The sequence below is a fragment of the Dactylosporangium sp. NPDC005555 genome (genome assembly GCF_040605635.1).
Classification (GTDB): Bacteria; Actinomycetota; Actinomycetes; order Mycobacteriales; family Micromonosporaceae; genus Dactylosporangium.
Map to the genome: position 1 here is coordinate 37,424 of NZ_JBEXDG010000012.1, position 21,853 is coordinate 59,276.

At 71.0% G+C, this 21,853-nt stretch carries 23 protein-coding genes and 2 pseudogenes; 11 read left to right on the forward strand and 14 right to left on the reverse strand.

The window, feature by feature from the left end; all coding sequences use genetic code 11:
- The gene (locus ABZS58_RS15995; protein WP_354781938.1) at positions 1–1,248 is read right to left on the reverse strand and encodes an AI-2E family transporter; all 1,248 of its coding nucleotides are present in this window, start codon (positions 1,246–1,248) and stop codon (positions 1–3) included.
- Positions 1,249–1,254: 6 nt separating this feature from the next.
- Positions 1,255–1,608, reverse strand: coding sequence for a VOC family protein (locus ABZS58_RS16000; RefSeq protein ID WP_354781940.1), 354 nt, complete (start codon positions 1,606–1,608; stop codon positions 1,255–1,257).
- Between the two features lie 298 nt (positions 1,609–1,906).
- Here ABZS58_RS16000 and ABZS58_RS16005 point away from each other — a divergent pair, with 298 nt between their 5' ends.
- The 4 genes from ABZS58_RS16005 (at position 1,907) to ABZS58_RS16020 (ending at position 4,381) form a co-directional block, all read left to right on the forward strand.
- A complete protein-coding gene (locus tag ABZS58_RS16005; RefSeq protein ID WP_354781942.1) occupies positions 1,907–2,293 on the forward strand; it encodes a hypothetical protein in 387 nt (128 codons plus the stop codon).
- 121 nt (positions 2,294–2,414) lie between these two features.
- Positions 2,415–3,458, forward strand: a complete 1,044-nt coding sequence (locus ABZS58_RS16010) for a hypothetical protein (RefSeq protein ID WP_354781944.1) — start codon at positions 2,415–2,417, stop codon at positions 3,456–3,458.
- A 30-nt stretch (positions 3,459–3,488) separates the two neighbouring features.
- Positions 3,489–3,914 carry a roadblock/LC7 domain-containing protein gene (locus tag ABZS58_RS16015; protein WP_354781946.1) on the forward strand — a complete coding sequence of 142 codons (426 nt, stop codon included), beginning with the start codon at positions 3,489–3,491 and terminating at the stop codon, positions 3,912–3,914.
- 95 nt (positions 3,915–4,009) lie between these two features.
- Positions 4,010–4,381, forward strand: a complete 372-nt coding sequence (locus ABZS58_RS16020; protein WP_354781948.1) for a hypothetical protein — start codon at positions 4,010–4,012, stop codon at positions 4,379–4,381.
- Positions 4,382–4,396: 15 nt separating this feature from the next.
- Here ABZS58_RS16020 and ppdK read toward each other — a convergent pair whose 3' ends face one another.
- Positions 4,397–7,069, reverse strand: coding sequence for a pyruvate, phosphate dikinase (ppdK, locus tag ABZS58_RS16025; RefSeq protein WP_354781950.1), 2,673 nt, complete (start codon positions 7,067–7,069; stop codon positions 4,397–4,399).
- A 299-nt stretch (positions 7,070–7,368) separates the two neighbouring features.
- Here ppdK and dusB point away from each other — a divergent pair, with 299 nt between their 5' ends.
- Positions 7,369–8,496 carry a tRNA dihydrouridine synthase DusB gene (dusB, locus tag ABZS58_RS16030; RefSeq protein ID WP_354782238.1) on the forward strand — a complete coding sequence of 376 codons (1,128 nt, stop codon included), beginning with the start codon at positions 7,369–7,371 and terminating at the stop codon, positions 8,494–8,496.
- Between the two features lie 30 nt (positions 8,497–8,526).
- Positions 8,527–8,766: pseudogene (locus tag ABZS58_RS16035) on the forward strand (helix-turn-helix domain-containing protein); the annotation flags it as partial.
- Between the two features lie 383 nt (positions 8,767–9,149).
- Here the strand turns inward: ABZS58_RS16035 and ABZS58_RS16040 are convergent.
- The 3 genes from ABZS58_RS16040 to ABZS58_RS16050 form a co-directional block, all read right to left on the reverse strand.
- Entirely contained in the window at positions 9,150–9,869 is a 720-nt protein-coding gene (locus ABZS58_RS16040; RefSeq protein WP_354781952.1) for a hypothetical protein, read from the reverse strand.
- Between the two features lie 183 nt (positions 9,870–10,052).
- Positions 10,053–10,457, reverse strand: coding sequence for a PIN domain-containing protein (locus tag ABZS58_RS16045; protein WP_354781954.1), 405 nt, complete (start codon positions 10,455–10,457; stop codon positions 10,053–10,055).
- Positions 10,454–10,672 carry a type II toxin-antitoxin system VapB family antitoxin gene (locus tag ABZS58_RS16050; RefSeq protein WP_354781956.1) on the reverse strand — a complete coding sequence of 73 codons (219 nt, stop codon included), beginning with the start codon at positions 10,670–10,672 and terminating at the stop codon, positions 10,454–10,456. The genes ABZS58_RS16045 and ABZS58_RS16050 overlap by 4 nt, the downstream gene beginning before the upstream one ends.
- A gap of 122 nt (positions 10,673–10,794) precedes the next feature.
- Between ABZS58_RS16050 and ABZS58_RS16055 the strand changes: the two are divergent.
- Both ABZS58_RS16055 and ABZS58_RS16060 read left to right on the forward strand, forming a co-directional pair.
- A pseudogene (locus tag ABZS58_RS16055) lies at positions 10,795–10,950 on the forward strand (tRNA-dihydrouridine synthase); the annotation flags it as partial.
- Positions 10,951–11,081: 131 nt separating this feature from the next.
- Positions 11,082–12,044: an NAD(P)H-binding protein gene (locus ABZS58_RS16060; RefSeq protein WP_354781958.1), complete on the forward strand. Its 963-nt coding sequence runs from the start codon at positions 11,082–11,084 to the stop codon at positions 12,042–12,044.
- On the opposite strand, the gene ABZS58_RS16065 is transcribed toward ABZS58_RS16060, so the two are convergent.
- Together ABZS58_RS16065 and ABZS58_RS16070 are read right to left on the reverse strand one after the other, a co-directional pair.
- Entirely contained in the window at positions 11,945–12,556 is a 612-nt protein-coding gene (locus ABZS58_RS16065; protein WP_354781960.1) for a hypothetical protein, read from the reverse strand. The genes ABZS58_RS16060 and ABZS58_RS16065 overlap by 100 nt on opposite strands.
- 45 nt (positions 12,557–12,601) lie before the next feature.
- Positions 12,602–13,399 carry an SAM-dependent methyltransferase gene (locus ABZS58_RS16070; protein ID WP_354781962.1) on the reverse strand — a complete coding sequence of 266 codons (798 nt, stop codon included), beginning with the start codon at positions 13,397–13,399 and terminating at the stop codon, positions 12,602–12,604.
- Positions 13,400–13,565: 166 nt separating this feature from the next.
- Between ABZS58_RS16070 and ABZS58_RS16075 the strand changes: the two genes are divergently transcribed.
- Entirely contained in the window at positions 13,566–14,438 is an 873-nt protein-coding gene (locus ABZS58_RS16075; protein WP_354781964.1) for a zf-HC2 domain-containing protein, read from the forward strand.
- On the opposite strand, the gene cobF is transcribed toward ABZS58_RS16075, so the two are convergent.
- Entirely contained in the window at positions 14,435–15,190 is a 756-nt protein-coding gene (gene cobF, locus ABZS58_RS16080) for a precorrin-6A synthase (deacetylating) (RefSeq protein ID WP_354781966.1), read from the reverse strand. The two genes, ABZS58_RS16075 and cobF, sit on opposite strands and share 4 nt — an antisense overlap.
- A gap of 41 nt (positions 15,191–15,231) precedes the next feature.
- Between cobF and ABZS58_RS16085 the strand changes: the two genes are divergently transcribed.
- Positions 15,232–16,275: a methyltransferase domain-containing protein gene (locus ABZS58_RS16085; protein WP_354781968.1), complete on the forward strand. Its 1,044-nt coding sequence runs from the start codon at positions 15,232–15,234 to the stop codon at positions 16,273–16,275.
- 4 nt (positions 16,276–16,279) lie between these two features.
- Here ABZS58_RS16085 and ABZS58_RS16090 read toward each other — a convergent pair whose 3' ends face one another.
- The 4 genes from ABZS58_RS16090 to ABZS58_RS16105 all read right to left on the reverse strand — a co-directional run bounded on the left by ABZS58_RS16090 (position 16,280) and on the right by ABZS58_RS16105 (position 19,943).
- Positions 16,280–16,705: a YcxB family protein gene (locus ABZS58_RS16090; protein ID WP_354781970.1), complete on the reverse strand. Its 426-nt coding sequence runs from the start codon at positions 16,703–16,705 to the stop codon at positions 16,280–16,282.
- Between the two features lie 474 nt (positions 16,706–17,179).
- Complete coding sequence (locus ABZS58_RS16095; protein WP_354781972.1) at positions 17,180–17,911, reverse strand: histidine phosphatase family protein; 732 nt, start codon at positions 17,909–17,911, stop codon at positions 17,180–17,182.
- Complete coding sequence (locus tag ABZS58_RS16100; RefSeq protein WP_354781974.1) at positions 17,912–18,697, reverse strand: TIGR03943 family protein; 786 nt, start codon at positions 18,695–18,697, stop codon at positions 17,912–17,914.
- A gap of 253 nt (positions 18,698–18,950) precedes the next feature.
- Positions 18,951–19,943 (reverse strand): permease, encoded by a 993-nt coding sequence (locus tag ABZS58_RS16105; RefSeq protein ID WP_354782240.1) that lies wholly within the window; start codon positions 19,941–19,943, stop codon positions 18,951–18,953.
- Between the two features lie 48 nt (positions 19,944–19,991).
- Here ABZS58_RS16105 and ABZS58_RS16110 point away from each other — a divergent pair, with 48 nt between their 5' ends.
- Positions 19,992–20,426: an XdhC family protein gene (locus ABZS58_RS16110; RefSeq protein WP_354781976.1), complete on the forward strand. Its 435-nt coding sequence runs from the start codon at positions 19,992–19,994 to the stop codon at positions 20,424–20,426.
- On the opposite strand, the gene ABZS58_RS16115 is transcribed toward ABZS58_RS16110, so the two are convergent.
- Complete coding sequence (locus ABZS58_RS16115) at positions 20,423–21,805, reverse strand: glycine--tRNA ligase (protein ID WP_354781978.1); 1,383 nt, start codon at positions 21,803–21,805, stop codon at positions 20,423–20,425. The genes ABZS58_RS16110 and ABZS58_RS16115 overlap by 4 nt on opposite strands.
- Positions 21,806–21,853 lie beyond the last annotated feature (48 nt).

The window sequence follows — 21,853 nt, forward strand, 5'->3', positions numbered from 1 at the left end:
TCACGAGTCGAGCTTAGAGCTTTCCTCAGCTTCCCGATCTCGCGGCGCGGGAACCGACGCCGGGTCCGGCCCGTCCGTCGCGGGGTCCGGCCCGTCCGTCGCGGGGTCCGGCCTGGCCGTCGCGGGGTCCGGCGCGGGTGGCGCGGGTGGCGCGGCGGCCGGCGCCGGGACCGGCACGGGTGGCGGCGCCGGTGGGTCGCGGTCGGCCGGTGCCTCGTTGAGCGCCTCGACGACGGGCGTCATCAGGACCTTGATCGCGGCGACGACGGGGATCGCCATGAGTGCGCCGACCACGCCGAGGGTCGCGCCGCCGACCAGCGCCGCGAGCAGCACGGCGATCGCGGACAGGTCCACGGTGTTGCGCAGCACCCGCGGCGCGATCAGGTAGTTCTCCAGCTGCTGGTACAGCAGGAAGAACGCGGCGACGACGATCGCGCCGGGCCACAGCTCGCCGGTGACCAGCGCGACGACCGTGCACCCGACGGCGCCGACGGTGGCGCCGATGAGCGGGATCAGGTCCGTGATCGCGACGAAGAACGCCAGCGGCAGCGCGAACGGCACGTCCATCAGGAACAGGCAGGCGAACGAGGACACACCGGCGAACAGCGAGATGATCAGGTTGCCGATCATGTAGCCGCCGACCTTGTCGACGACGACGTTGATCGCCTGCGCGGCGTGGGGGCGGCCCTGCCGGGGCACCAGCCGCACGATGCCGCGGCGGATCCGGGGCAGGTCGGCCATGAAGTAGATGGTGAGCACGGTGACCAGCAGGACGTTGAGGATCGCGCTGAAGATCCCGGTGATGACGCCGAGCGCGCCGCCGCCGACCTTGCCCGGCAGCGTCTTGGCGTATTCGGTGAACTTCTCCGTCAGCCCGTAGCGGTCGGCCACCTCGCGGTAGGTCTGCGACCGTTCGGGGAGTTCCTGCAGGTACTGCGGGATGTTGCGCAACAGGTCGCCGCCCTGCCCGACCAGGGGCGGGACCAGCGACCAGACGAACCCGACCAGGATCGCCAGGGCGAGCACCACGATGACGGCGACCGCGACCGAGCGGCGCACCCCGCGGCGGATCAGCAGCCGCACGGCCGGGTCGAGGCTGACCGCGACGAACACGGCGATGACGACCTGCACGAGGATCTGCCGGACGTTGTACAGCGCGAACGCGGCGGCCGCCACGGTCAGCAGCCCGAGCCCGGAGGCGACGGCCCACCGGTACGCCCTGCCGAAGCCGCTGCCGAATTCACCCATCGGGGGTCACTCCCGGGTGCGAAGGATGCAGAACTCGTTGCCCTCGGGGTCGGCGAGGACCAGCCACTCGGCGTCCTCCGGCTGACCGACGTCGACGTGCCGGGCGCCCATGTTGACGAGGCGCTCGATCTCGGCGTCCAGGTCGTCGGGGCGCAGGTCGAGGTGGAGCCGGTTCTTGGCGTGCCTGGTGTCGGGGTGACGCAGGAAGATCAGCCGTGGATGGCCGTCGATGCCGGGGCCGACCACGACCTCTCGCGCGGAGACACTCTCGACCCGATGGTCGAGCACTTCGGCCCACCACCGGCCGAGCCGCTCAGGGTCGAGCGCATCGACGATCAAGGCATCCCACCGGCTCCCCATGCGTACCTCCGTGGTCGGCGTGGGGACTCACCATACGCCGCGCCGACCGGCGTCGCAGCCGTGCTGCCGCACGAGGGCACGCCACCCTAGCCGCTTTCCAACGGCGGCGTCGCTGAAACGTGCATATTGCAAAAAGCAATGACCAATCGGTTTTTGGTACCGACCGAACGCACGGAGTGCGGGTTCAAGTGGCCCGGGGTAATTTGCCGGAAGCGCATCGTTACGGCCGCTCCCCCCGATTCCCGCCGTCGTGTGCCGTTTCAACGTGCCCATCTGCCGCCCGCGAACGGGAGACTCAGTGCCTGCTATCGATGACTGCCTGCGGCGTGCCATGACGATTCGCGGCGCCATCGGGGCGAGTCTCATCGACTACACCACGGGGCAGTCGCTGGGCATGCAGGGCGGACAGGAGGCGGTCGCGCCGCACGCGGACCCGGCGGCGGCGGCGCTGGGCACGGCCAGTGTCATCCACGCGGCGATGCAGACCGCCGCGTACGCGCCGGCGGTGCCGGGCGACTCGGTCGAGGACGTCATCATCAGCACGTCCGCCGCGTATCACCTGATCAGGCCGGTGCGGACGAACTTCGACTCGCGGCTGGTGCTGTACGTCTGGCTCGACCGCGCCGAGGGCAACCTGGCCATCGCCCGCCGCCGCATCCGCTCCCTCGCCGAAGACCTCGCATGAGCGCCCGTCTCCACAAAGCGGAGGTTGCGGGCATGAGCGGTCCGGAGCGGAGCGGGAGGACCGCTCATCAGGGGCTCAGTTCTGGCTCAGGCCGACGCCGGAGCGAAGCGGAGGTGGCGGCGTGAGCGTTAAGGCCGGCGCCGCGGTGAAGGACGGCAAGCCGGCGAAGTTCGGCAAGGGCGTCACCCCGGTGAAGGCTCTCACGCAGCTCGCCACCCTCGGCGCAACCGGCGCGCTGACCGTCGTCGGGGAGCCCGGCGGCGTCATCTTCCTGCGTGACGGCCTGGTCAACGGCGTCGAGTCGCCTGCCGCGCCGAGCGTCGACCGGCTGCTGACCGCCGCCGAGGTGGTCGACGAGCGGGTGTGGGAGACGATCCCGTCGCGGCCCGCCCGGGCCCTGGTGGAGGGCGGGCACGTCACCGCCGCGGAGATCGAGCTGTGCGCGATCAACGCCCTGTACGACGCCGCGTTCTTCGTCCTGTCGACCGAGCGGGCCGAGCTCCGCTTCGCCCCGGACATCGAGCACTGGCTCGGTGCGGAGGGCACCGTGACGGCGGACCAGTTGTGCGACCACGTCACCCGGCAGCACCGCATCCTTGACGAGGTGCACCCCTCAGACGTCACTGACACCGCCGCGGTCAGGCCGGTCCTGCGACCCGGCCTCGACCGGGTGCTGCTGTCCGGCCTCCAGTGGGAGATCGTCCTGCACGCCGACGGTGAGCGGACCCCTCAGGAGCTGGCCGGGCTCCTCGGACGATCCGCATACGCGGTGACGCTGGACGTGCGCCGGCTCGCCGCGGCGGGCCTCGTACAACCGCCGCCGCCGTCGACCGAGGAGCAGCCGCCGCCACCATCGGAGGCGCCACCGGCGCCGAAAGCGTCGGGCTCGGCGAAACCGACGGAGGCGCCACCGGCACCGAAGGCGTCGGGTTCGGCGAAGCCGGTGGAGGCACCGGCCACCGCGCACGCGGTCAACGGTGAGGACGACGAGTTCCTGCCGCAGCGGGTCCCCGGGACGTTCACGTTCGAGGATCCGCCGGCCAGCACCCGCCGGCACCTTCCGGCCGGGGTCAGCGCCCTGGCGGTCCTGCCGGGGGCGATCGACAAGCCCCCCGACGACACGCTGCTCAAACGCATCCGATCGGCCCTGCAGTCCCTGCGATGACACAGCTCCGAGCATGGAGGTGAAACGACAATGACCACCGATACGGAACTGCGCGGCGAGCTCCTCGTGGAGCTGGGCCGGCTGCGCCGGGCCGTGCCGGAGCTCACCGGTTGCCTGGTCGCCAGCACCGACGGCCTGCTGATCGTCGACGACGCCGAGACGGTGGCCGTCGAGGGGGTCGCCGCGCTCGCGGCGGCGTGCCTCGGCGTCAGCCAGCGCATCGCCGACAGCGCCGGCCACGACAACTTCCAGGAGGTGCTGATCAGCAGCATGGGCGGGCACGTCGCCATGTACATGGCGGGCCACGGCGCCGTGCTGGTCCTGCTCGCCGACGCCGACGCGAACGTCGGGCGGCTGCACCACGAGGCACGGCGGTCGATCGGTGTGGTGTCGCACGTGGTGGCCACCGCCGCGCTCAGCTTCGCCCAGGCGATCCCGGAGCCGGCCCGATGGTAGGCCGCAACGGCGGGGTGCACCGGCGACCGAGACGAACGAACGAACAGACCCCCATACCCAGTGACACTCCCCCCACCAAGCTCACGGAGGTAGCCATGGCGGACATGGAAACTGCGCTCAAGGAACTCATGACCATCGACGGCGCGGTCGGCGTCGCGCTGGTGGACTACAACAGCGGCATGGCGCTCGGCGTGCTCGGCGGTTCGAAGGACCTGGACCTGACCGTGGCGGCGGCCGGCAACACCGACGTGGTCCGGGCCAAGATGCGCACCATCGAGATGCTCAACCTCAAGGACGGCATCGAGGACATCCTGATCACGCTGAACAACCAGTACCACCTGATCAGGCCGGTCACGGGCCGCTCGGGCAAGGGCCTGTTCCTCTACCTGGCACTGCTGCGGTCCCGGGCCAACCTCGCGCTGGCCCGGCACCACCTGTCCCGCATCGAGGAGGAGCTCGACGTCTGAGCGTCCGCTCTTGAACTAACGGGTGTCGGAGGTCGACTGCTCGGCTACGGCCGCGCGGCCGGCCTCCAACCGTGCCACGGGCACCCGGAACGGTGAGCACGACACGTAGTCGAGGCCGACCTCGTGGAAGAAGTGCACCGACTCGGGGTCGCCGCCGTGCTCGCCGCAGACCCCGAAGTGCAGCTCCGGCCGGGCCGCCCGGCCCTCGTCGACGGCGATGCGCACGAGCCGCCCGACGCCGTCGCGGTCGATGGACTCGAACGGCGACACCCCGAAGATGCCGAGTTCGAGGTACCGCCAGAAGAACGCGCCCTCGACGTCGTCGCGGGAGAAGCCCCAGCCCATCTGGGTCAGGTCGTTGGTCCCGAACGAGAAGAAGTCGGCGGCCTGGGCGATGTCGCCCGCGGTCAGCGCGGCTCTCGGCACCTCGATCATCGTGCCGATCTTCACCTCGACGTCGTGCTCGCCGATGATCTTCTCGGCCTCGGCGCGGATCGTCTCCAGCTCCTGCACGGCGCCGACGAGCGGCACCATGATCTCCGGGTGGGCGCCGTCGACCTGCGCGGCGGCCTCGACGATCGCCCGGACCTGCATCGCGAACAGTCCGGGGATGACCAGGCCGAGGCGCACGCCGCGCAGCCCCAGCATCGGGTTCTCCTCGTGCATCCGGCGTACGGCGTCCAGAAGGTCCTTGTCGTGGCCGGGATCCTGCCCGCGTTCCTCGGCGACGGCGACCTTGACGGCCAGGTCCTCCAGCGGCGGCAGGAACTCGTGCAGCGGCGGATCGATCAGCCGCACGGTGACCGGCAGGTCCTTCATCTCCCGGAACAGCTCGACGAAGTCGGCCCGCTGCAGCGGCAGCAGCTCGGCCAGGGCCGCGTCGCGCGCCTGCGGGTCGCGGGCCAGGATCAGCCGCTCGACGAGGGCGCGGCGCTCGCCGAGGAACATGTGCTCGGTGCGGCACAGCCCGACGCCCTGCGCGCCGAAGCGGCGGGCCCGCGCCGCGTCCTCGCCGGTGTCGGCGTTGGTGCGCACCCTCAGCCTCCGGCTGCCGTCGGCGTGGGTGAGGATCCGGTGCACCGCGCTGACCAGGGGGTCGGCCCCGGCGTCGAGGGTGCCTTCGAAGTACTGCACGACCGGCGACGGCTGGACGGGCACCTCGCCGAGGTAGACCCGGCCGGTGGTGCCGTCGACGGAGATGACGTCGCCCTCCGACACGACGTGACCGTCCACCGTGAACTGTCCCTTGTGGAGGTTGACGTCGAGGGCGTCGGCGCCGCACACGCACGTCTTGCCCATGCCGCGGGCGACCACGGCGGCGTGCGAGGTCTTGCCGCCGCGGCTGGTCAGGATGCCCTGGGCGGCGATCATGCCGGGCAGGTCGTCGGGGTTGGTCTCCCGGCGCACCAGGATGACCTGCTCCCCCTCCTTGGCCAGGGCCACGGCGTGCCCGGCGTCGAACACGGCCTTGCCGACGGCCGCGCCCGGTGACGCGCCGACGCCGCGGGTCAGCTGCGCAGGCTCGCTGCCCAGGTCGAACGTCGGGAACATGAGCTGGGCGAGCTGGGCGCCGTTGACCCGCCGCAGCGCCTCGTCCATGTCGATGACGCCCTCGTCGACGAGGTGCGTGGCGATGACGAACGCCGCCGCCGCGGTCCGCTTGCCGACGCGGGTCTGCAGCATCCACAGCTTGCCGCGCTCGATCGTGAACTCGATGTCGCACAGGTCGCGGTAGTGCTCCTCGAGCTTCGCCATGATGGCCATCAGCTCGTCGTACGCCTGCTTGTTGATGTTCTCGAGGTCCTGCAGCGGCATGGTGTTGCGGATGCCGGCGACGACGTCCTCGCCCTGCGCGTTGGCGAGGTAGTCGCCGTACACGCCGGGCTCGCCCGTCGCGGGGTCACGGGTGAAGGCCACGCCCGTGCCGGAGTCGGCGCCCAGGTTGCCGAAGACCATCGCGACCACGTTCACGGCCGTGCCGAGGTCCGTCGGGATGCGCTCCTGCCGCCGGTACAGCACTGCGCGGTCGGCGTTCCAGGACCCGAAGACGGCGCCGACGGCGAGGTCGAGCTGCTCGCGCGGGTCCTGCGGGAAGTCGCGGCCCGTGTGCTCGCGGAAGATCTCCTTGTAGCGCGCGACGAGCGTCTGCAGCGCGGCGGCGTCGAGGCCCAGGTCGTCCTTCGTGTTCACGGCGTGCTTCGCGTCGTCGAGGGCGTGCTCGAACTCCTCGCCGGGCACCTCGCACACGGTCTTGCCGAACATCTGGATCAGCCGCCGGTAGGAGTCCCAGGCGAAGCGCTCGTCGCCGCCGGCCTGCGCGGCGAGCCCGTCGACGCTGCTGTCGGTGAGCCCGACGTTGAGCACCGTCTCCATCATGCCCGGCATCGAGAACTTCGCGCCCGAGCGCACCGAGACGAGCAGCGGGTCGTGCCGGTCGCCGAGCTTGCGGCCCATCTTCGCCTCGAGCGCGGCGAGGTGCTCACCGACCTGCCGGTCCATCCCGTCGGGCATGTCACCCGTCCTGAGGTACTCGCGACAGGCGTCGGTCGTGATGGTGAACCCCGGCGGCACGGGCAGGCCGAGGTTGGTCATCTCGGCGAGGTTCGCACCCTTGCCGCCGAGCAGGTCCTTGAGATCGCGGTTACCCTCTTCGAAGTCATAGACGAACTTCTCCACTGAAGCCTCCATGGTGAGCACTGAGCCATCGTTAGGGTTCCCATGTGCCGGACACCGTAAAGCGGTCTCCGAAGCTTTGGCATCGCCTTGAGACAAGTCGCACAAGGAACGGCACATGTGCCTCTTACGGGTGCATCTGGGAGCGCTCCACCAAGCAACTTCGCGCATCGTTCATGATCGTGTCCACTTTACGGCTTTCCACGTTCCCGCACTTCGAGATGCGTGCAACTGCTGTTTGCGCCCCACTTTCGCGCACCATCGAGCATCGTTCCTGCGCGCAGCCATCACCCCGTCCAGCGGCGCGGCATGGCATGCTCGAACACGTGACGTTGAAGCTCGGTCCCTATGTCGTCGACCCGCCGGTGGTCCTCGCCCCGATGGCGGGCATCACCAACGTGGCCTTCCGGCAACTGTGCCGCGAACAGGGCGCCGGCCTCTACGTCTGCGAGATGATCACCACCCGCGCCCTGGTCGAACGCAACCCCAAGACCATGAGCATGATCCAGTTCGGCGCCGCCGAGAAGCCGCGGAGCCTCCAGCTGTACGGCGTGGACCCCGCCACCATCCGCAAGGCCGTCGAGATGGTCGTCGAGCAGGACCTGGCCGACCACATCGACATGAACTTCGGCTGTTCCGTGCCCAAGGTGACCAGGCGCGGCGGCGGCTCAGCCCTGCCGTGGAAACGTCGCCTGTTCCGTGACATCGTCACCTCGGCGGTCGAGGGCGCGCAGGGCCTGCCGGTCACCATCAAGATGCGCATCGGCATCGACGACGACCATCAGACGATGCTCGACGCGGGCCGCATCGCCCAGGACGCCGGCGTCGCGTGGGTCGCTCTACACGCGAGGACCGCCGCCCAGCGCTACTCCGGCGAGGCCAACTGGGACGCCATCGCTTCGCTGAAGCAGGCCCTCGACATCCCGGTCCTCGGCAACGGCGACATCTGGGAAGCCGAAGACGCCCTGCGCATGATGTCGCAGACGGGTTGCGACGGCGTGGTCATCGGCCGCGGCTGCCTCGGCCGTCCCTGGCTCTTCGCCGACCTCGCTGCCGCCTTCGCCGGCTCTTCCTCCCGGTCCCTGCCGACCCAGGGCGAGGTTGCCGCCCTGATGCACCGCCACGCCACCCTCCTGGTCGAGTGGTGGGGCCGGGAGAAGGAAGGCGTCACCGACTTCCGCAAACACGTCGCCTGGTACCTCAAAGGCTTCCCCGCCGGCGGCGAACTCCGCGCCGCCATGGCCACCAGCTCATCTTTGGCCGAACTCGGCGCCCTGCTGGCCCAGCTCGACCCTTCCGTGCCATTCCCTCGCGAAATCCTCGGCCAGCCTCGCGGCCGCACCGGCACCCCCGCCAAGGTGATCCTCCCCCAGGACTGGCTCACCGACCCCGACGACGACACCATCCCCGAAGGCGCCGAACTCGACGACAGCGGCGGTTGAGCGAACGACGGGCATAACAAAACCGAAGCGCAGCAGACGACCGAAGACCACATTCGCGCTTGGCACCTTGCCCAGGTCCGCACCGAACAGGATCGGACCCAGGAAGAGGTCGCCCAGGCTTTGGGCGTCAAGCAGCCGCGAGTCTCTGCCATCGAACGCGGAGAGCTGGACACGGTCACGCTGGCAACGCTTCGCGCCTACGTCCGCGCGCTCGGCGGTAACCTCCGCGTCGTGGCCGACTTCGGTGATCGCGAATACCGCCTGACCTGAGCGAGGCTCCCCACCCGGATGCGGCAACGGTCAGTTCACAATGCCGTGCAGCCGACGGACCATGGATCTTATCCGTGCCGTGCTGATCTCGCCGCACGCCCAACGCGTCGTCCCAGGACACCGCCTGAGGATCCTCAAGATGGTCCACCGTGATTCGCGCCCTTCGTGCGATTTGGCACACCGGGTATAGGGCTGTCACCGGCGAGCGGCAAGCATCGGTACAACGGCCGACGTTACAGAACGCAGTCGCCACAAAGCAAAATTCGGGTGCAGCGTGCGGAAGGTGACCAGGCGCGGCGGCGGCTCAGCACTACCCTGGAAGCGTCGCCTGACAGGTCGTCGCAGGGCACGGCGGGTCAGGGTCGGGCGGCTCGGGGGAGTTCTCACAGGTCGATCACCGAGGTGGTGAAGTGATAGTTGCCGGGTCCGACTGATCTGTCCAGAGTGCGGATGACGCGGTTGGGATTGTCGTACGGTCCCTGCTGGAAGTACGGCTTGCCGTTGAGTCCGAATCGGATACGGCTGGGTGGTTGCCAGGTGCCGAGGTGTGACTTGGCGATGGAGAAGTCCGGGTGGGGGTCGAAGCCGAGGGTCCGCGCGTAGTCGACGGCGCCGAATACGAGGTGCCTGGCGAGTTCGATCGGCGCGGCCAGCGGCTCACCGTCGTAAGAACCGAAGTAATCGGCGAGAAACGGACCGAGATCGCGTCGGTCGACCATGTTGGCTGGAAGGGCGTTCTTGACGCCCAGGCAGTAGGTGTCCACAAGGTATCCGCAGACGCTGACCTCGTCGTCGCTGTGCTCTCGCACCACCGCAACACTCGGAAGACCAGCTCCCATGGCAAGCGCCGGGAGGTTGTCATCGTCGATCCAGTCCGATGGCCGGCCGTCGATGGTCAGGCCGTTGCTCCACTGCCGCGTGATCCAGCACCCGATGAGCTGCGGCTCCGACACGGCGGCGCGATCCGGTCGGAGGCCAGGACCACTGTGCACCAGCGACACGACCTTGGACCGCGGGATCCCGAGCAGACGGGCGATCTGCTTCGGGGTGTTGCCCGCAGCGCGCAGCGTCTGCGCGCGCGATTTCAGATCGTCGCTACCCATAGCGCCATCCTGCTGCCGGTTTCAGACGCCGTCAAAACACCTCGCCGAGGAGCCGGGCAACGGCCTCTCGAAACTGGCTCAGCCACTCGCAACGACGAAACATCCGCAGGCACCGACTCGACGGCTCCGGCGGCCGACGATCCCAAAGCATCTCCGATGGGGAGCCGAAGCCGAGCGGAGCGGTCAGGCCTGGTCGATACGAATCATGGCGATGCCCGGCCGCACCTTCGCGATCGAGTCGAAGTCGGCGTCGGCGTGCAGCAGCGTCAGGCGCTGCTCCTGCGCCGTCAGCGCGATGATGACGTCCATCGGCGAAGGTCCGCGGTGGTGGCCGATCTTGATGAGGTCGCGCTGGACGGCAAGGACATGACGCCAGGGATCGTCGAGCGTCGGGCACCACCCGAATGTTCGGCGCAGCATGGCAAAAAACGGCTCGTAATCGCGATCAGCGCGTACCGAGACCATGAGCTCGGCCTCCACCGGTGGACAGAGCGCGACAACACCCTGCGCGACGTAGCGGGGCCACGGATCTGGAACCTGTTTCCTCAACAGCCGCCACGCTGCCGACGTGTCCGCCAGGTAGGTCATCGCCCGGCCCGCTCGCCCTCTTCCAGGACGTCGAAGTCAAGGATGAGTTCCGCGTTGTCCTGGAGCCACGCCAGCCCGCGGGCACGATCGTCCGCGCTCGTGCCGGCCGCAATGGCGAGCGCCCTGTTGATCGTCTCGCGCTTGGTCTTGGTGCCGAGCTGGCGCTGGGCGAAGGCCAACGTCGCCTCGTCCAGATCGATGACGGTACGCGCCATGACGACCTCCTGATATACGCGGATACAACCTGGTATCAAACCAAGCATACTCAGGACGAGTACGCCCGGCCAGCACCTGAACCGGTCAGATCACAGCCAGTAGTCGCCACATCGCAAAACTCGGGTGCCCGGTCCCGAAGGTCCCCCGCCGCGACGGCGGCTCCGCCCTCGCCTGGAAACGCAAGCTCGTCCGCTCCGCCGCTCAGGACGCTGCCGGCCTGCCGGTCGCCGTCAAGATGCGCATCGACATCGACGAGCTAGAGGCAGGACGGGCCGCTCATGGACGCCGGGTGGCAGCACCGGTCCTCGTCCGGGCGGAGCGCGCGGGGCCGGAGCGCGCGGGGTGAAGGAGCGGCGGTGACCCCGGAGGGTGGTGCCGTGCGGGCGGAAACCGCCGAGCATCGGGAGCATGGACATGGTGCTCGTCACCGGGGCGGCCGGTGGAGTGGGGTCCGTCGGGCGGTCCGTCGTGGAGCTGTTGCGCGAGCGGGACGTGGCGGTGCGGGCGTTCGTGCACCGGGAGGACGAGCGAGCCGAGGCGTTGCGGGCGACCGGGGCCGAGGTCGTCGCCGGGGATCTCACCGACGCGGGTGACGTCGTGCGGGCCCTCGACGGGTGCGGGCGGGTGTACTTCGGCATGAGTGTGGCGGCGAGCTACCTGAAGGCCACCGTCACCGTCGCCGCCGCGGCGCGCGAGCACCAGCGGCAGCGACACCTCACCGCGCTGGTGAACATGTCGCAGATGACGGTGTCGGAGATGACGCTGACCAGCACCGGGGAATCGGCGCAGCATCGGTTGCAGTGGCTCGGCGAGCGGGTCCTGGACTGGTCGGGACTGCCGGTCGTGCAGGTGCGGCCGACCGTCTTCCTGGAGAACCCGATCTTCGCGAGCGTCAAGGACGACGCGCTGCGGCTGCCGTTCGGGACGGCGCGCACGTCGCCGATCGCGGCGCGGGACGTCGCCGAGGTCGTCGCCACGATCCTTGCGGCGCCCGGGTCGCACATCGGGAAGGTGTACGAGCTGACCGGCGCACGCTCGGAGGACATGACGGCGATGGCGGCGGAGTGGTCGGCCGCGCTGGGGCGGACGGTCACCTACGTCGACGTCCCGCTGCAGGAGTGGGTCGACGAGGTGCTGGCGCCGCTGCACCTGCCGGAGCACCTGCGCGACCACCTGCTCACGATGGTCCGGTTGCACCGCGACGGCCGGTACGACCGGCTCACCCACGACGTCGAGCAGCTCCTCGGCCGCCCGGCCACCACGGTCCGGGACTACGTGGCCGGGCCGTTGTCGACGAACGTGAAGGCGGCCTGCGGGCCCGCGTCGCCGAGCTCCTCGGCGATCAGCCCGTCGCGGCCGGTGCGCAGGTAGACGCCGCCGGCGGAGCTGATCGCGTACGTGGGACGGTCCAGGCTGTCCTGCTCCTCGCGCTGCTCGAGGGCGAACAGCTGGCCCTTCGCCGCGGGGTCGCAGGTGGCCGCGACCACCGTCAGCGGGGCGGCGCCGTTGTTCTTGACGCCCATGCAGGACGGCGGGGCCAGGGTCTTGATCCAGTGCTTGCCGGTGCCGTCGGGGGACAGCACGAACAGGCCCTTGTCCGTGCCCCCGTCGGTGAGCGTCAGCCGGCCCATGGCGTCGACGGCGAGGATCGACTCGAACGACCCGACCGGCACGATGACGACCCTCCGCCGCCCGGCCAGGACCGGGTCGGTCCCGCTCGGCACCGGTACACCGGAAGCCGCCGCGGAAGCGGAACCGGTGGCGGAACCGGAGGCCGCCGGCGGGGCGGAGGCGGTGGTGGACGGGGCCGTCGAGCCGCACGCGGTGAGCAGGGACAGCGCGGCAGCGGCGGCAAGGGCGGGCGGGACCGGGTTCGCCTTCATGACCGGACCCGTACCCGGTCACCCCGCGCCGGGAAACCCCGGACGTCAGGGTTTGCGGCCCACCGCGGCATAGATGGCGACGTCGGCGGGAGTGGCGTCCGGATAGGAGCCGCGCCAGTCGCAGACGGGGACGATGCCCGGCGGCACCAGGTCCAGGCCTTCGAAGAAGGCGCCGAACTGCTCCGCCGTGCGGGCGTACCCGTCGGTGCGCCCGGCGGCGAACATCGCCCGGTACGCCGCGGCGCCCGCCTCGTCGGCGAAGTCGACGGTCGCGTTCGTGGCGACCAGGTAGCTGCCGGACGGCAGCGCGTCCAGCAGGGTCCGCACGATCGGCAGGGCGGCCTCGTCGGTGTGGATGAAGTGCAGGATCGCCACGAGCAGCAGGCCGACCGGCCGGTCCAGGTCGAGGGTCGCCCGCAGGTCCGGGTGGGCGAGGATCGCGGCCGGGTCGCGCAGGTCCGCTTCCAGATATGCGGTGCGGCCCTCCGGTGTCCCGGTGAGCAGCGCCCGCGCGTGGGTCAGCACGATCGGGTCGTTGTCGACGTAGACGACGTGGGACGTGGGGTCGGCGCGCTGCGCGAGCTCGTGCGTGTTGTCGGGGACCGGCAGGCCGGTGCCGATGTCGAGGAACTGCCGGACGCCGGCCTCCCCCGCCAGGAACCGCACGGCGGAGCGCAGGAACGCCCGGTTGGCGAGCACCGCGGTGCGGACGGTCGGGAACGCGGCCGCGATCTCGTCGCCGGAGGCGCGGTCGGCGGCGAAGTGGTCCTTGCCGCCGAGCCAGTAGTTGTACCGCCGGGCCGGGTGCGGCACCGACGTGTCGATGCGGTCCTGTCCGGCCACGTCCGACTCCCCTCGCGTTCATGAACGACGATGTCAGGTTAGTCGAACGATGCAGCACCCGTGCTGACGGCCGGACGCAGGGCCGCGGCGGTCCCGCCGCGCGACGCCCAGGTCGTGTTCGGAGATCGAGGTCGGGTCGAGACGCTTCGTCGGGGAGCTGCCGCCGGTGTACCTGCCACTGAGCACCCCGCCGCCGAGCGGGCCCCACGCGGCGACGGTCATCCCGAACGACTCCGCCACACCGGGTGCGCAGCGAGACGCCGGGAACTTCCCGGGCCGTGACGGCGACTACCTGTCCGTGGAGTGCATGCGGTTCCGGGAGGCGCTGTCCGCGCGGATGGACGGCGAGGACGAGCCGGTCGCGCCGGCGCTGGTCGACGCGCACCTGGCGCAGTGCGGTGCGTGCCGGCAGTGGCAGCAGGACGCGTTCGCGGCGACGCGGCTCGCCCGGCTGCGACCCCTGTCCGCCGTGCCGGTCCCGGCGGAGCGCCTGCTGGCCGGGTTCTCCCCGGCTCCTTCCTGGTTGCGGCGGCGGCTGGGGTACGGGCTGCGCATCCTTCTCGGGGTCTTCGGCGCGGCGCAGTTCGTGCTGGGGATCGCCCAGGCCGCGAACGCGGCGACCGCGCACGTGCACCAGGCCGGGCACGTGTTCCACGAGTCGGCCGCCTGGAACGTGGCGATCGGCGCCGGGTTCGCCTGGATCGCGACCCGGCGGGCGACCCCGGCGGGCGCGCTGCCGATGCTGACCGCGTTCGTGGCGCTGCTCGCGCTGCTGTCCGCCAACGATCTCCTGGCCGGGGCGGTGGAGACGGCGCGGCTGGTGAGCCACGGGTTCGTCCTCGCCGGGTACGCGATCGTCCTGGCGTTGTCCCGGCCGGCGCTCGACCCGGGCGGACCACCCGCCGACCGGCGGCGACCGCCGCGCCGGTTCGGGCGGCCGCCGGGGCTCGACGCCGTTCAGGAGCCGCCGGCACCCCCGCGGCTGCGCCTCATCCAGGGCCACGCTCGGGCCTCGGCGGCCTCCGACCGGGCCGCTTAGACCCGGCGGAGCAGGTACGTGTCCATGATCCAGCCCTTGCGGGCGCGGGCCTCCCGGCGGACCGCCTCGATCCCGTCGAGGACCTTGCCGAGCCGTCCGGCGATCAGCAGCTCGTCCGGGGTGCCGAGGTACGCGCCCCAGTAGATGTCGACGTCCTCGTCGCGGTACCGGCGGCAGGCGAGATCGGCGTCGAGCATGACGACGACGTCGTCGCAGCCCTCGGGCCAGCCCGCGGCGAGCCGGCGGCCCGTGGTGATGTGGACCGGCCCGGCGACCCGGTTCAGCATGATCCTGTGCCGGGCGGTCAGCGCCTGCACGCTGGTGATACCGGGGATGACCTCGTAGTCGACGGCGACGTTGCCCCGTGCGGCGATCGTGTCCAGGATGCGGATCGTGCCGTCGTACAACGCCGGATCCCCCCAGGCGAGGATGCCGCCGACGGCTCCGTCCTCGATGTGGGTCAGCAGCGCCTCCTCGATCAGCCGCGCCCGCTCGTCGCGCCAGTCCCGCACCGCGCCCTCATAGTCGGCGGCGGTCCTGTCACGGGGCGGGTCGGCGATGACCACCGTCCGGAACGGCCGCTCCGTGGCGAACCGGTCGCAGATGTCCCGCCGCGCCTCGGTCAGGTCGGCCGTCGTGTCACCCTTGTCGAGCACGAAGAACACGTCGACGGCGTTCATGGCGTTGACCGCCTGCACGGTGACGTGGTCCGGGTCGCCCGCGCCGATTCCGATGATCAGTACCTTTCGCACCGGCCCATGATGTCAGGCGGCCCGTTCTGCATCATGGACCCATGACACAGGACCGGTGGGACGAGGTCACGGCACTGCTCGTCGAGGCGGTGCCGGCGGGACGTGTTTCGGTGGTCGTCGACGGTACCGACGCCGCGACGGGACCCACGGCCGACCGGCTCGCCGCGGCGTTGCTGGCTGCCGGTCGTCCCTGCGCCCGCGTGCCGTCCGCTGCCGCCGGTGCCGCGCCGGCAGGTGCCGCGCCTGCGGGTGCTGTGCCTGCGGGTGCTGTGCCTGCGGGTGCTGTGCCTGCGGGTGCTGTGCTTCTGGCTGACGGTGCCTCCGCGCGGGGCTGTCCGCCGGACGGGGGCTGGGACGTGGTGGTGTGGCTGCGGACGTCGCGCCGGGAGCACGCCGCCGACGGCGCCAGGGGCGACACCGCCGACATCGTCGTCGACGTGCACGACCCCGCGTGGCCGGTGATCCGGCACGTCGCCCCGCGCCTGCTCGACCGGCGCCGCTGGTACCTCGTGGAATCCCGCGCCTTCTTCGGCGTCCGCGCGGGCACGTGGGACACGAAGTTCGGCGACGACCTGCCCGCCTACGCCGCCGCGGTCGCCGCCGCCGCTCTGCCGCCCGGCGGGATCGTCGTCGACGCCGGCTGCGGCACCGGCCGCGCCCTGCCCGCACTGCGCGCCGCGGTCGGCCCCGCCGGTCTCGCCATCGGCCTCGACCACACCCCGCAGATGCTGGCCGTGGCCCGCGGGAAGGGCAACGGCGGGCTGGTCCTCGCCGACGCGGGGCGGCTCCCGTTCGCCTCGGGCAGCGTCGACGCCGTCTTCGCCGCGGGCCTCGTCATGCACCTGCCGGACCCGGTCGACGGCCTCCGCGAACTCGCCCGCGTCACGAAACCCGGCGGGCGCCTCGTCCTCTTCCACCCGACGGGCCGGGCCGCGCTCGCCGCCCGCCACGGCCGCGTCCTGCGCCCCGACGACCCGCTCGCCCCGGGTCCGCTGACCGCGACGGCCGCCTCGTCAGGCTGGCATCTCACCACCTACGACGACGGCGAATCCCGTTTCCTGGCGCTCGCCGACCGCCTCGCCTGAGCCGCTACCGCGTCGTGGCGTGCCGGTGCTCGAGCAGCCCGCGCGACACCAGGAACGCCCGCACCGCGGCGACGTCGGTGGGCGGCAGCTTCGTCCACGGCAGCACGAGCGGGTTGATCCCGGCGACCGTCACGACCCAGAACTCGGGCGTCTCCCGGACCGCCTGCACCGACTCCCAGCCGTACCTCATGTTGAGACTCTTGGTGTGCGCCTGGATGTCGGTGTCCGTCAGCTCGTACGTCACCGTCTCCCCGAGCAGCCCGGTCCTCGCCTGCGCCGCCGCCCGCGACACCAGCCACGGGAAGCACAACAGCCCCGCTCCGAGCGCCGCCGGCGCCGCCCCGGACGGAATGTCGTTGACGAACATCGCGATCCCGGCCACGGCGAGCACCCCACCGAACACGTACAGCCGCATCAGCTTCCCACCCATGGTGGTCTGGATCGCACGACGGGCCCGAGCCTGATCCGGCTCAACCGTGAAGCTGATGTGCATCGCTCTCCCCCATCGACGCGCACACCGTACACCCGCTTGATCGCCCCGCTGGGGCACGGTCGCCCTTCCCCCGACCCGCTCGCCCGCTCCGGCCGGACCCCGCAGGCCGACCACCCCGTCCACCTGGCCCGCTCCGGCTGGACGCCCCTCACCGGGCCACCCGTTTCCGCGGAGGTCCCCATCGGCCGGGTTGCTTTTCGATCTTTCCACGTCGTGCCGGACGGCGTCCGGCCAGTTGCCGCAACCGGCGTGCCGTCCCGCCGGCACCCTGGGCCCGGGACACCGCTCAACCCCGCGACCGAGCGCCCGTCCGCCGGGCAGCGCCCCAACGGGCCCCCTCCGTCCGATGCCCCACGCGCCCGAGCACCCCGAGCACCCCGAGCACCCCGAGCACCCCGAGCACCCCGAGCGTCAGATGCCGTCGGTTGCCGAGCCCACCGTCCAGTACACGCGGTTGTAGTCCTCCAGCTCCAGCTGCTCACCGGACCCGGCGACCCGATACGTCGTCACGCCGCAGTTGGCGGGGGTCTGCCCGTCGGGCCAGCGCTGGGCCCGCTGGTAGTCCCACCGCTCCAGCAGGAACCTGAAACACCGCAACGTCCCGCCGTGCGTCACGACCATGATCTTCTGGCCGGCCCGGTCGCGGAACAGCGTGTCCAGGAACGTGTGGACCCGTCCTGTCACATCAGCGAGGCTCTCCCCGCCCGGCGGCCGCGCCATGAAGCCGCCGAACGTCTGCCAGTACTCGTTCAGCCACGGGAACGCCGCCTCCGCCTCGGCGGTCGTCATGTCGTAGGCGAAGCCGGGGTCACGCTCGCGGATGAAGAGGTTGGTGCGCACCCGCATCCGGTCGCGCTCCTGCGCCGTATACGCATCGAGGATCCCCTCGGCGGTCTGCACCGTCCGCGCATAGCCGCTCGTGTACACGTAGTCGAACACCCCGAACCGGTCCCGGATCGCGTGCCCGGTCTGCGCCGCCTGCTTGTGCCCGTCGGCCGTCAGGTCGATGAGGTGATCGGGCACCCCGCGCACCACCTGCCGCGCCGCGGCGTCGGCGAAATACACGCTGCCCTTCTTCGCCTGGTTCCGGGCCGACTCGGCGTGCCGCACGAGCACCAGCAAGGTCGGGCGTCTCGACTCCATCTACGACTCGTACTGCTCGACGGGCGCCGCGATCAACGTGACCTCCGCCACCTCGATGAACGGGATCGTCTCCCCGTTGACGGTGTCCTTCACCTGCCGCCCCGTGTATCGGCCGGTCAGCCGCAGCCACTGCTCGTCGCTGAGCCCGCCGGGCAGCTCCCCCGCCAGGGCCACCTTCACCGGCCGGGCGTCGGCCGCGCAGCAGCTGACCATCATCCGCGCCAGCAGCCAGGTGCCCTCCGGCCCGCGCATCGCGAACCCGGTCAGCTCGACCCGCCGCTCCCCGAGCGACACCCCCCGGTCGAACACCGCCCTGGAGGCGTAGTCGAGCATCGTCAGCTTGACCGGGTCACCGGCCGGCAGCGGCGCGAAGTCGGACTTCTCCACCAGCGCCGACCCGGCCCGGTTCGCCGCATACGACCCGAGCGCCGGCGGCGCGACCAGCAGCAGCCCGAGCACCGGCGCCAGCAGCAGCCAGGCCACCTTCGGCCCGCCCGCCCCGTGCCCGTGCCCGTCGTCATGCCCGTGCCCGGCCTCGTGGTCGTGCCCGCCGCCGTCGGCAGCGGGGCCGGCGTCGGCAGCGGGGCCGCCCGCGGTCGCCGCCCGGGCGGGACGCAGCTCATACCAGAGCGAGAAGATCCCGGCGACCACCAGGATCGCCCCGGACAGGATCAGATACGGCTGAAGCCCCGATTTGACATAGTTCAGGTACTGATCGGTGAGGCTGGCACGCAGCACCGCACCCCCGATCAGCAGCAGAATGACGGCCTGCGCCTGCCTGTTCACAACGACACCATCCCACCTGCCGTGGACACCCTGACCGCGCTCACACCCACCACACTCACATCCGCCACCGAAGCGCCACGCCCCGGCAACCCCGGCGACCCGCACCCGGCACCGCTCACCCACCCGTTCACGCCACCACCACGGCAACGCCCGCCACGACCCGGAGCGACCCGGACCGCGACGGCGCGATCCGGGACACCGGCCGCTCGCCCGGTCGAAGCACCACGGCCGGGGGCGGGATCGGGTCGGCGGGTCACAGCAGGATCGTCCCTACGACGGCGGAGACCGCGATGGCCAGCACGAACGTCGCCGGGGCGAAGCGCAGGGCGAAGGCCCGGCCGAAGATGCCCGCCTGCATGGCGAAGAGCTTCAGGTCGATCATCGGGCCGACGACCATGAACGCCAGGCGGGCGGTCATGGAGAACTGGGTCAGGGAGGCGGCGACGAACGCGTCGGCCTCCGAGCAGATGGACAGCAGGACGGCGAGCAGGCCCAGCACGAGGATCGCGACGAACGGGTCGGCGGCGAGGTGCGCGAGCCACGACTTGGGCACGACGACGGCGATGACGGCCGCCGACGCGGCGCCGATGACGAGGAACCCACCGGCGTGCAGCACGTCGTGCCGGACGCTGGCCCAGAACGCCGGCCACTTGGCCATGCCGTCGAGGTGGGCGCGGGACGGCATGCGCAGCCAGCTGCCCTTGCCGAACGCCTGCCACAGCCAGCCCATCGCGCACGCGACGACGAGGCTGGCGATGGCGCGGGCGACGACGACGCGGGGCTGGCCGGGAAACGCGACCGCGGTCGAGACGAGGACGATCGGGTTGACCGCCGGCGAGGCGAGCAGGAACGCGAACGCGGCGGCGGGGGTCACGCCGCGGCGGACCAGGGCGCCGGCGACGGGCACGGACGCGCACTCGCAGCCGGGCAGCACGACACCGGCGATGCTCGCGGTCGGCACGGCGAGCGCGGGGTGCTTCGGCAGGGCCTTGGCGAAGAACGACGGCGGCACGAAGACGGCGATGATCCCCGACAGCACGACCCCGAACACCAGGAACGGGATCGCCTGGGTCATGACCGACACGAACACGGTCAGCCACGTCTGCAGGGCGGGCGCCGACAGCGACTTCGTGAGCGGCCCGCGGAACAGCACCACCACGACGAGCAGCACGGCGAGCACCTCGACCGAGCCGATCCTCCGCCGCGGCCGGGCGGCGGCGGAGGGCGAGGAAGGCCGCTGAGTCATCGTCACGCCTGGAGGCTACCGTCCCGCTATGACACTTCGGCGAAGCGCATGAGCACAAACGCTGAAAGGGCGATCGTGGCGGTGTTCGACACACCCGTCGCCGCGCACCTGATGGACTTCGCGACGACCCTCGGCTTCCGGGTCGCCCTCGCCGATCCGGACCTGACGAACGTCGTCGTCGACGCGGAGACCGACGTCGTCGTCACCGATCACGACCGTCCGGAGCTGGGTGCCGTGCTGAGGGACGCCCTCACCACACCGGCCCGCTGGATCGGGGTCATGGGCAACCCGCGCCACCCCGGCCCGCACGTGCGGGCCCTGCGCGACCTGGGCGTCCCGGAGGACGAGATCGCCAGGGTGCACCGCCCGATCGGCCTGAACATCGGCTCGAGGACGCCGGCGGAGATCGCGCTCGCGACCCTCGCCGGCCTCGTCGCCGACCGCAACGGCAGACCGGGCGGCCCCTTCGGACAGCGCGGCTAGCAGCCGGGCAGCCGCTCGATCAGGTAGGTCTCGACCTGGTCCAGCGACACCCGCTCCTGCGTCATCGTGTCCCGGTCGCGGACCGTGACGGCATTGTCGTTGAGCGTCTCGAAGTCGACCGTGAGGCAGTACGGCGTGCCGATCTCGTCCTGCCGCCGATACCGCCGGCCGATGCCCTGCGCGTCGTCGAAGTCGACGGTCCACCGCTTGCGCAGCTGCTTGGCCAGGTCACGGGCCTTCGGCGACAGGTCCGCGTTGCGCGACAGCGGCAGGACGGCGGCCTTGACCGGGGCGAGCCGCTTGTCGAAGCGCATGACCGTGCGCTTGTCGACGCTGCCGCTGGTGTTCGGCGCCTCGTCCTCGTCGTAGGCCTCGAGCAGGAAGGCGAGGACCGCGCGGGTGAGACCGGCGGCGGGCTCGATGACGTAGGGGACCCAGCGTTCCTTCTTCTCCTGGTCGAAGTACGACAGGTCGACACCGGAGTGCTTGGAGTGCGTGGTCAGGTCGAAGTCGGTGCGGTTGGCGATGCCTTCGAGCTCGGAGAACTCCTGGCCGCCGAAGCGGAAGCGGTACTCGATGTCGACGGTGCGCTTCGAGTAGTGCGACAGCTTCTCTTTCGGGTGCTCGTAGAAGCGCAGGTTGTCGGCGGAGAGGCCGAGGTCGAGGTACCAGTTCCAGCGCTCCTGGAGCCAGTACTCGTGGGCCTCCTCGTCCTTGCCGGGCTCGACGAAGTACTCCATCTCCATCTGCTCGAACTCGCGCGTGCGGAAGATGAAGTTGCCGGGGGTGATCTCGTTGCGGAAGCTCTTGCCCACCTGCGCGATGCCGAACGGCGGCTTCTTGCGGGCCGCGCCCTCGATGTTCTTGTAGTTGATGAAGATGCCCTGGGCGGTCTCGGGCCGCAGGTAGTGCAGGCCCTCGTCGTTCTCGACCGCGCCGAGGTACGTCTTCATCAGGCCGTTGAACATGCGCGGCTCGCTGAACGTGCCCTTGTTGCCGCAGTTGGGGCAGTTGATCTCGCCGAGGACGAAGGGCTTGTCGGCGCCGTGCTTCTCGACGAACGCCTCTTCGAGGTGGTCGGCGCGGAAGCGCTTGTGGCACGACGCGCACTCGGTCAGCGGGTCGACGAACGCGTCGACGTGACCGGAGGCGACCCACACGTCGCGGGAGAGGATGACCGCGGAGTCCAGGCCGACGATGTCGTCGCGCTGCTGGACCATGGTGCGCCACCACTGCCGGCGGACGTTGTCCTTGAGCTCGACGCCGAGGGGACCGTAGTCCCAGGCGGAGCGGGTGCCCCCGTAGATCTCGCTGGACGGGAAGACAAAGCCGCGGCGCTTCGCGAGGCTGACGACGGAATCGATGCGATCGGCGGCCATGGTTCCTCCTCGGCCTCACGGCGACTGGCTGTCGGCAAGGCGTGCTGA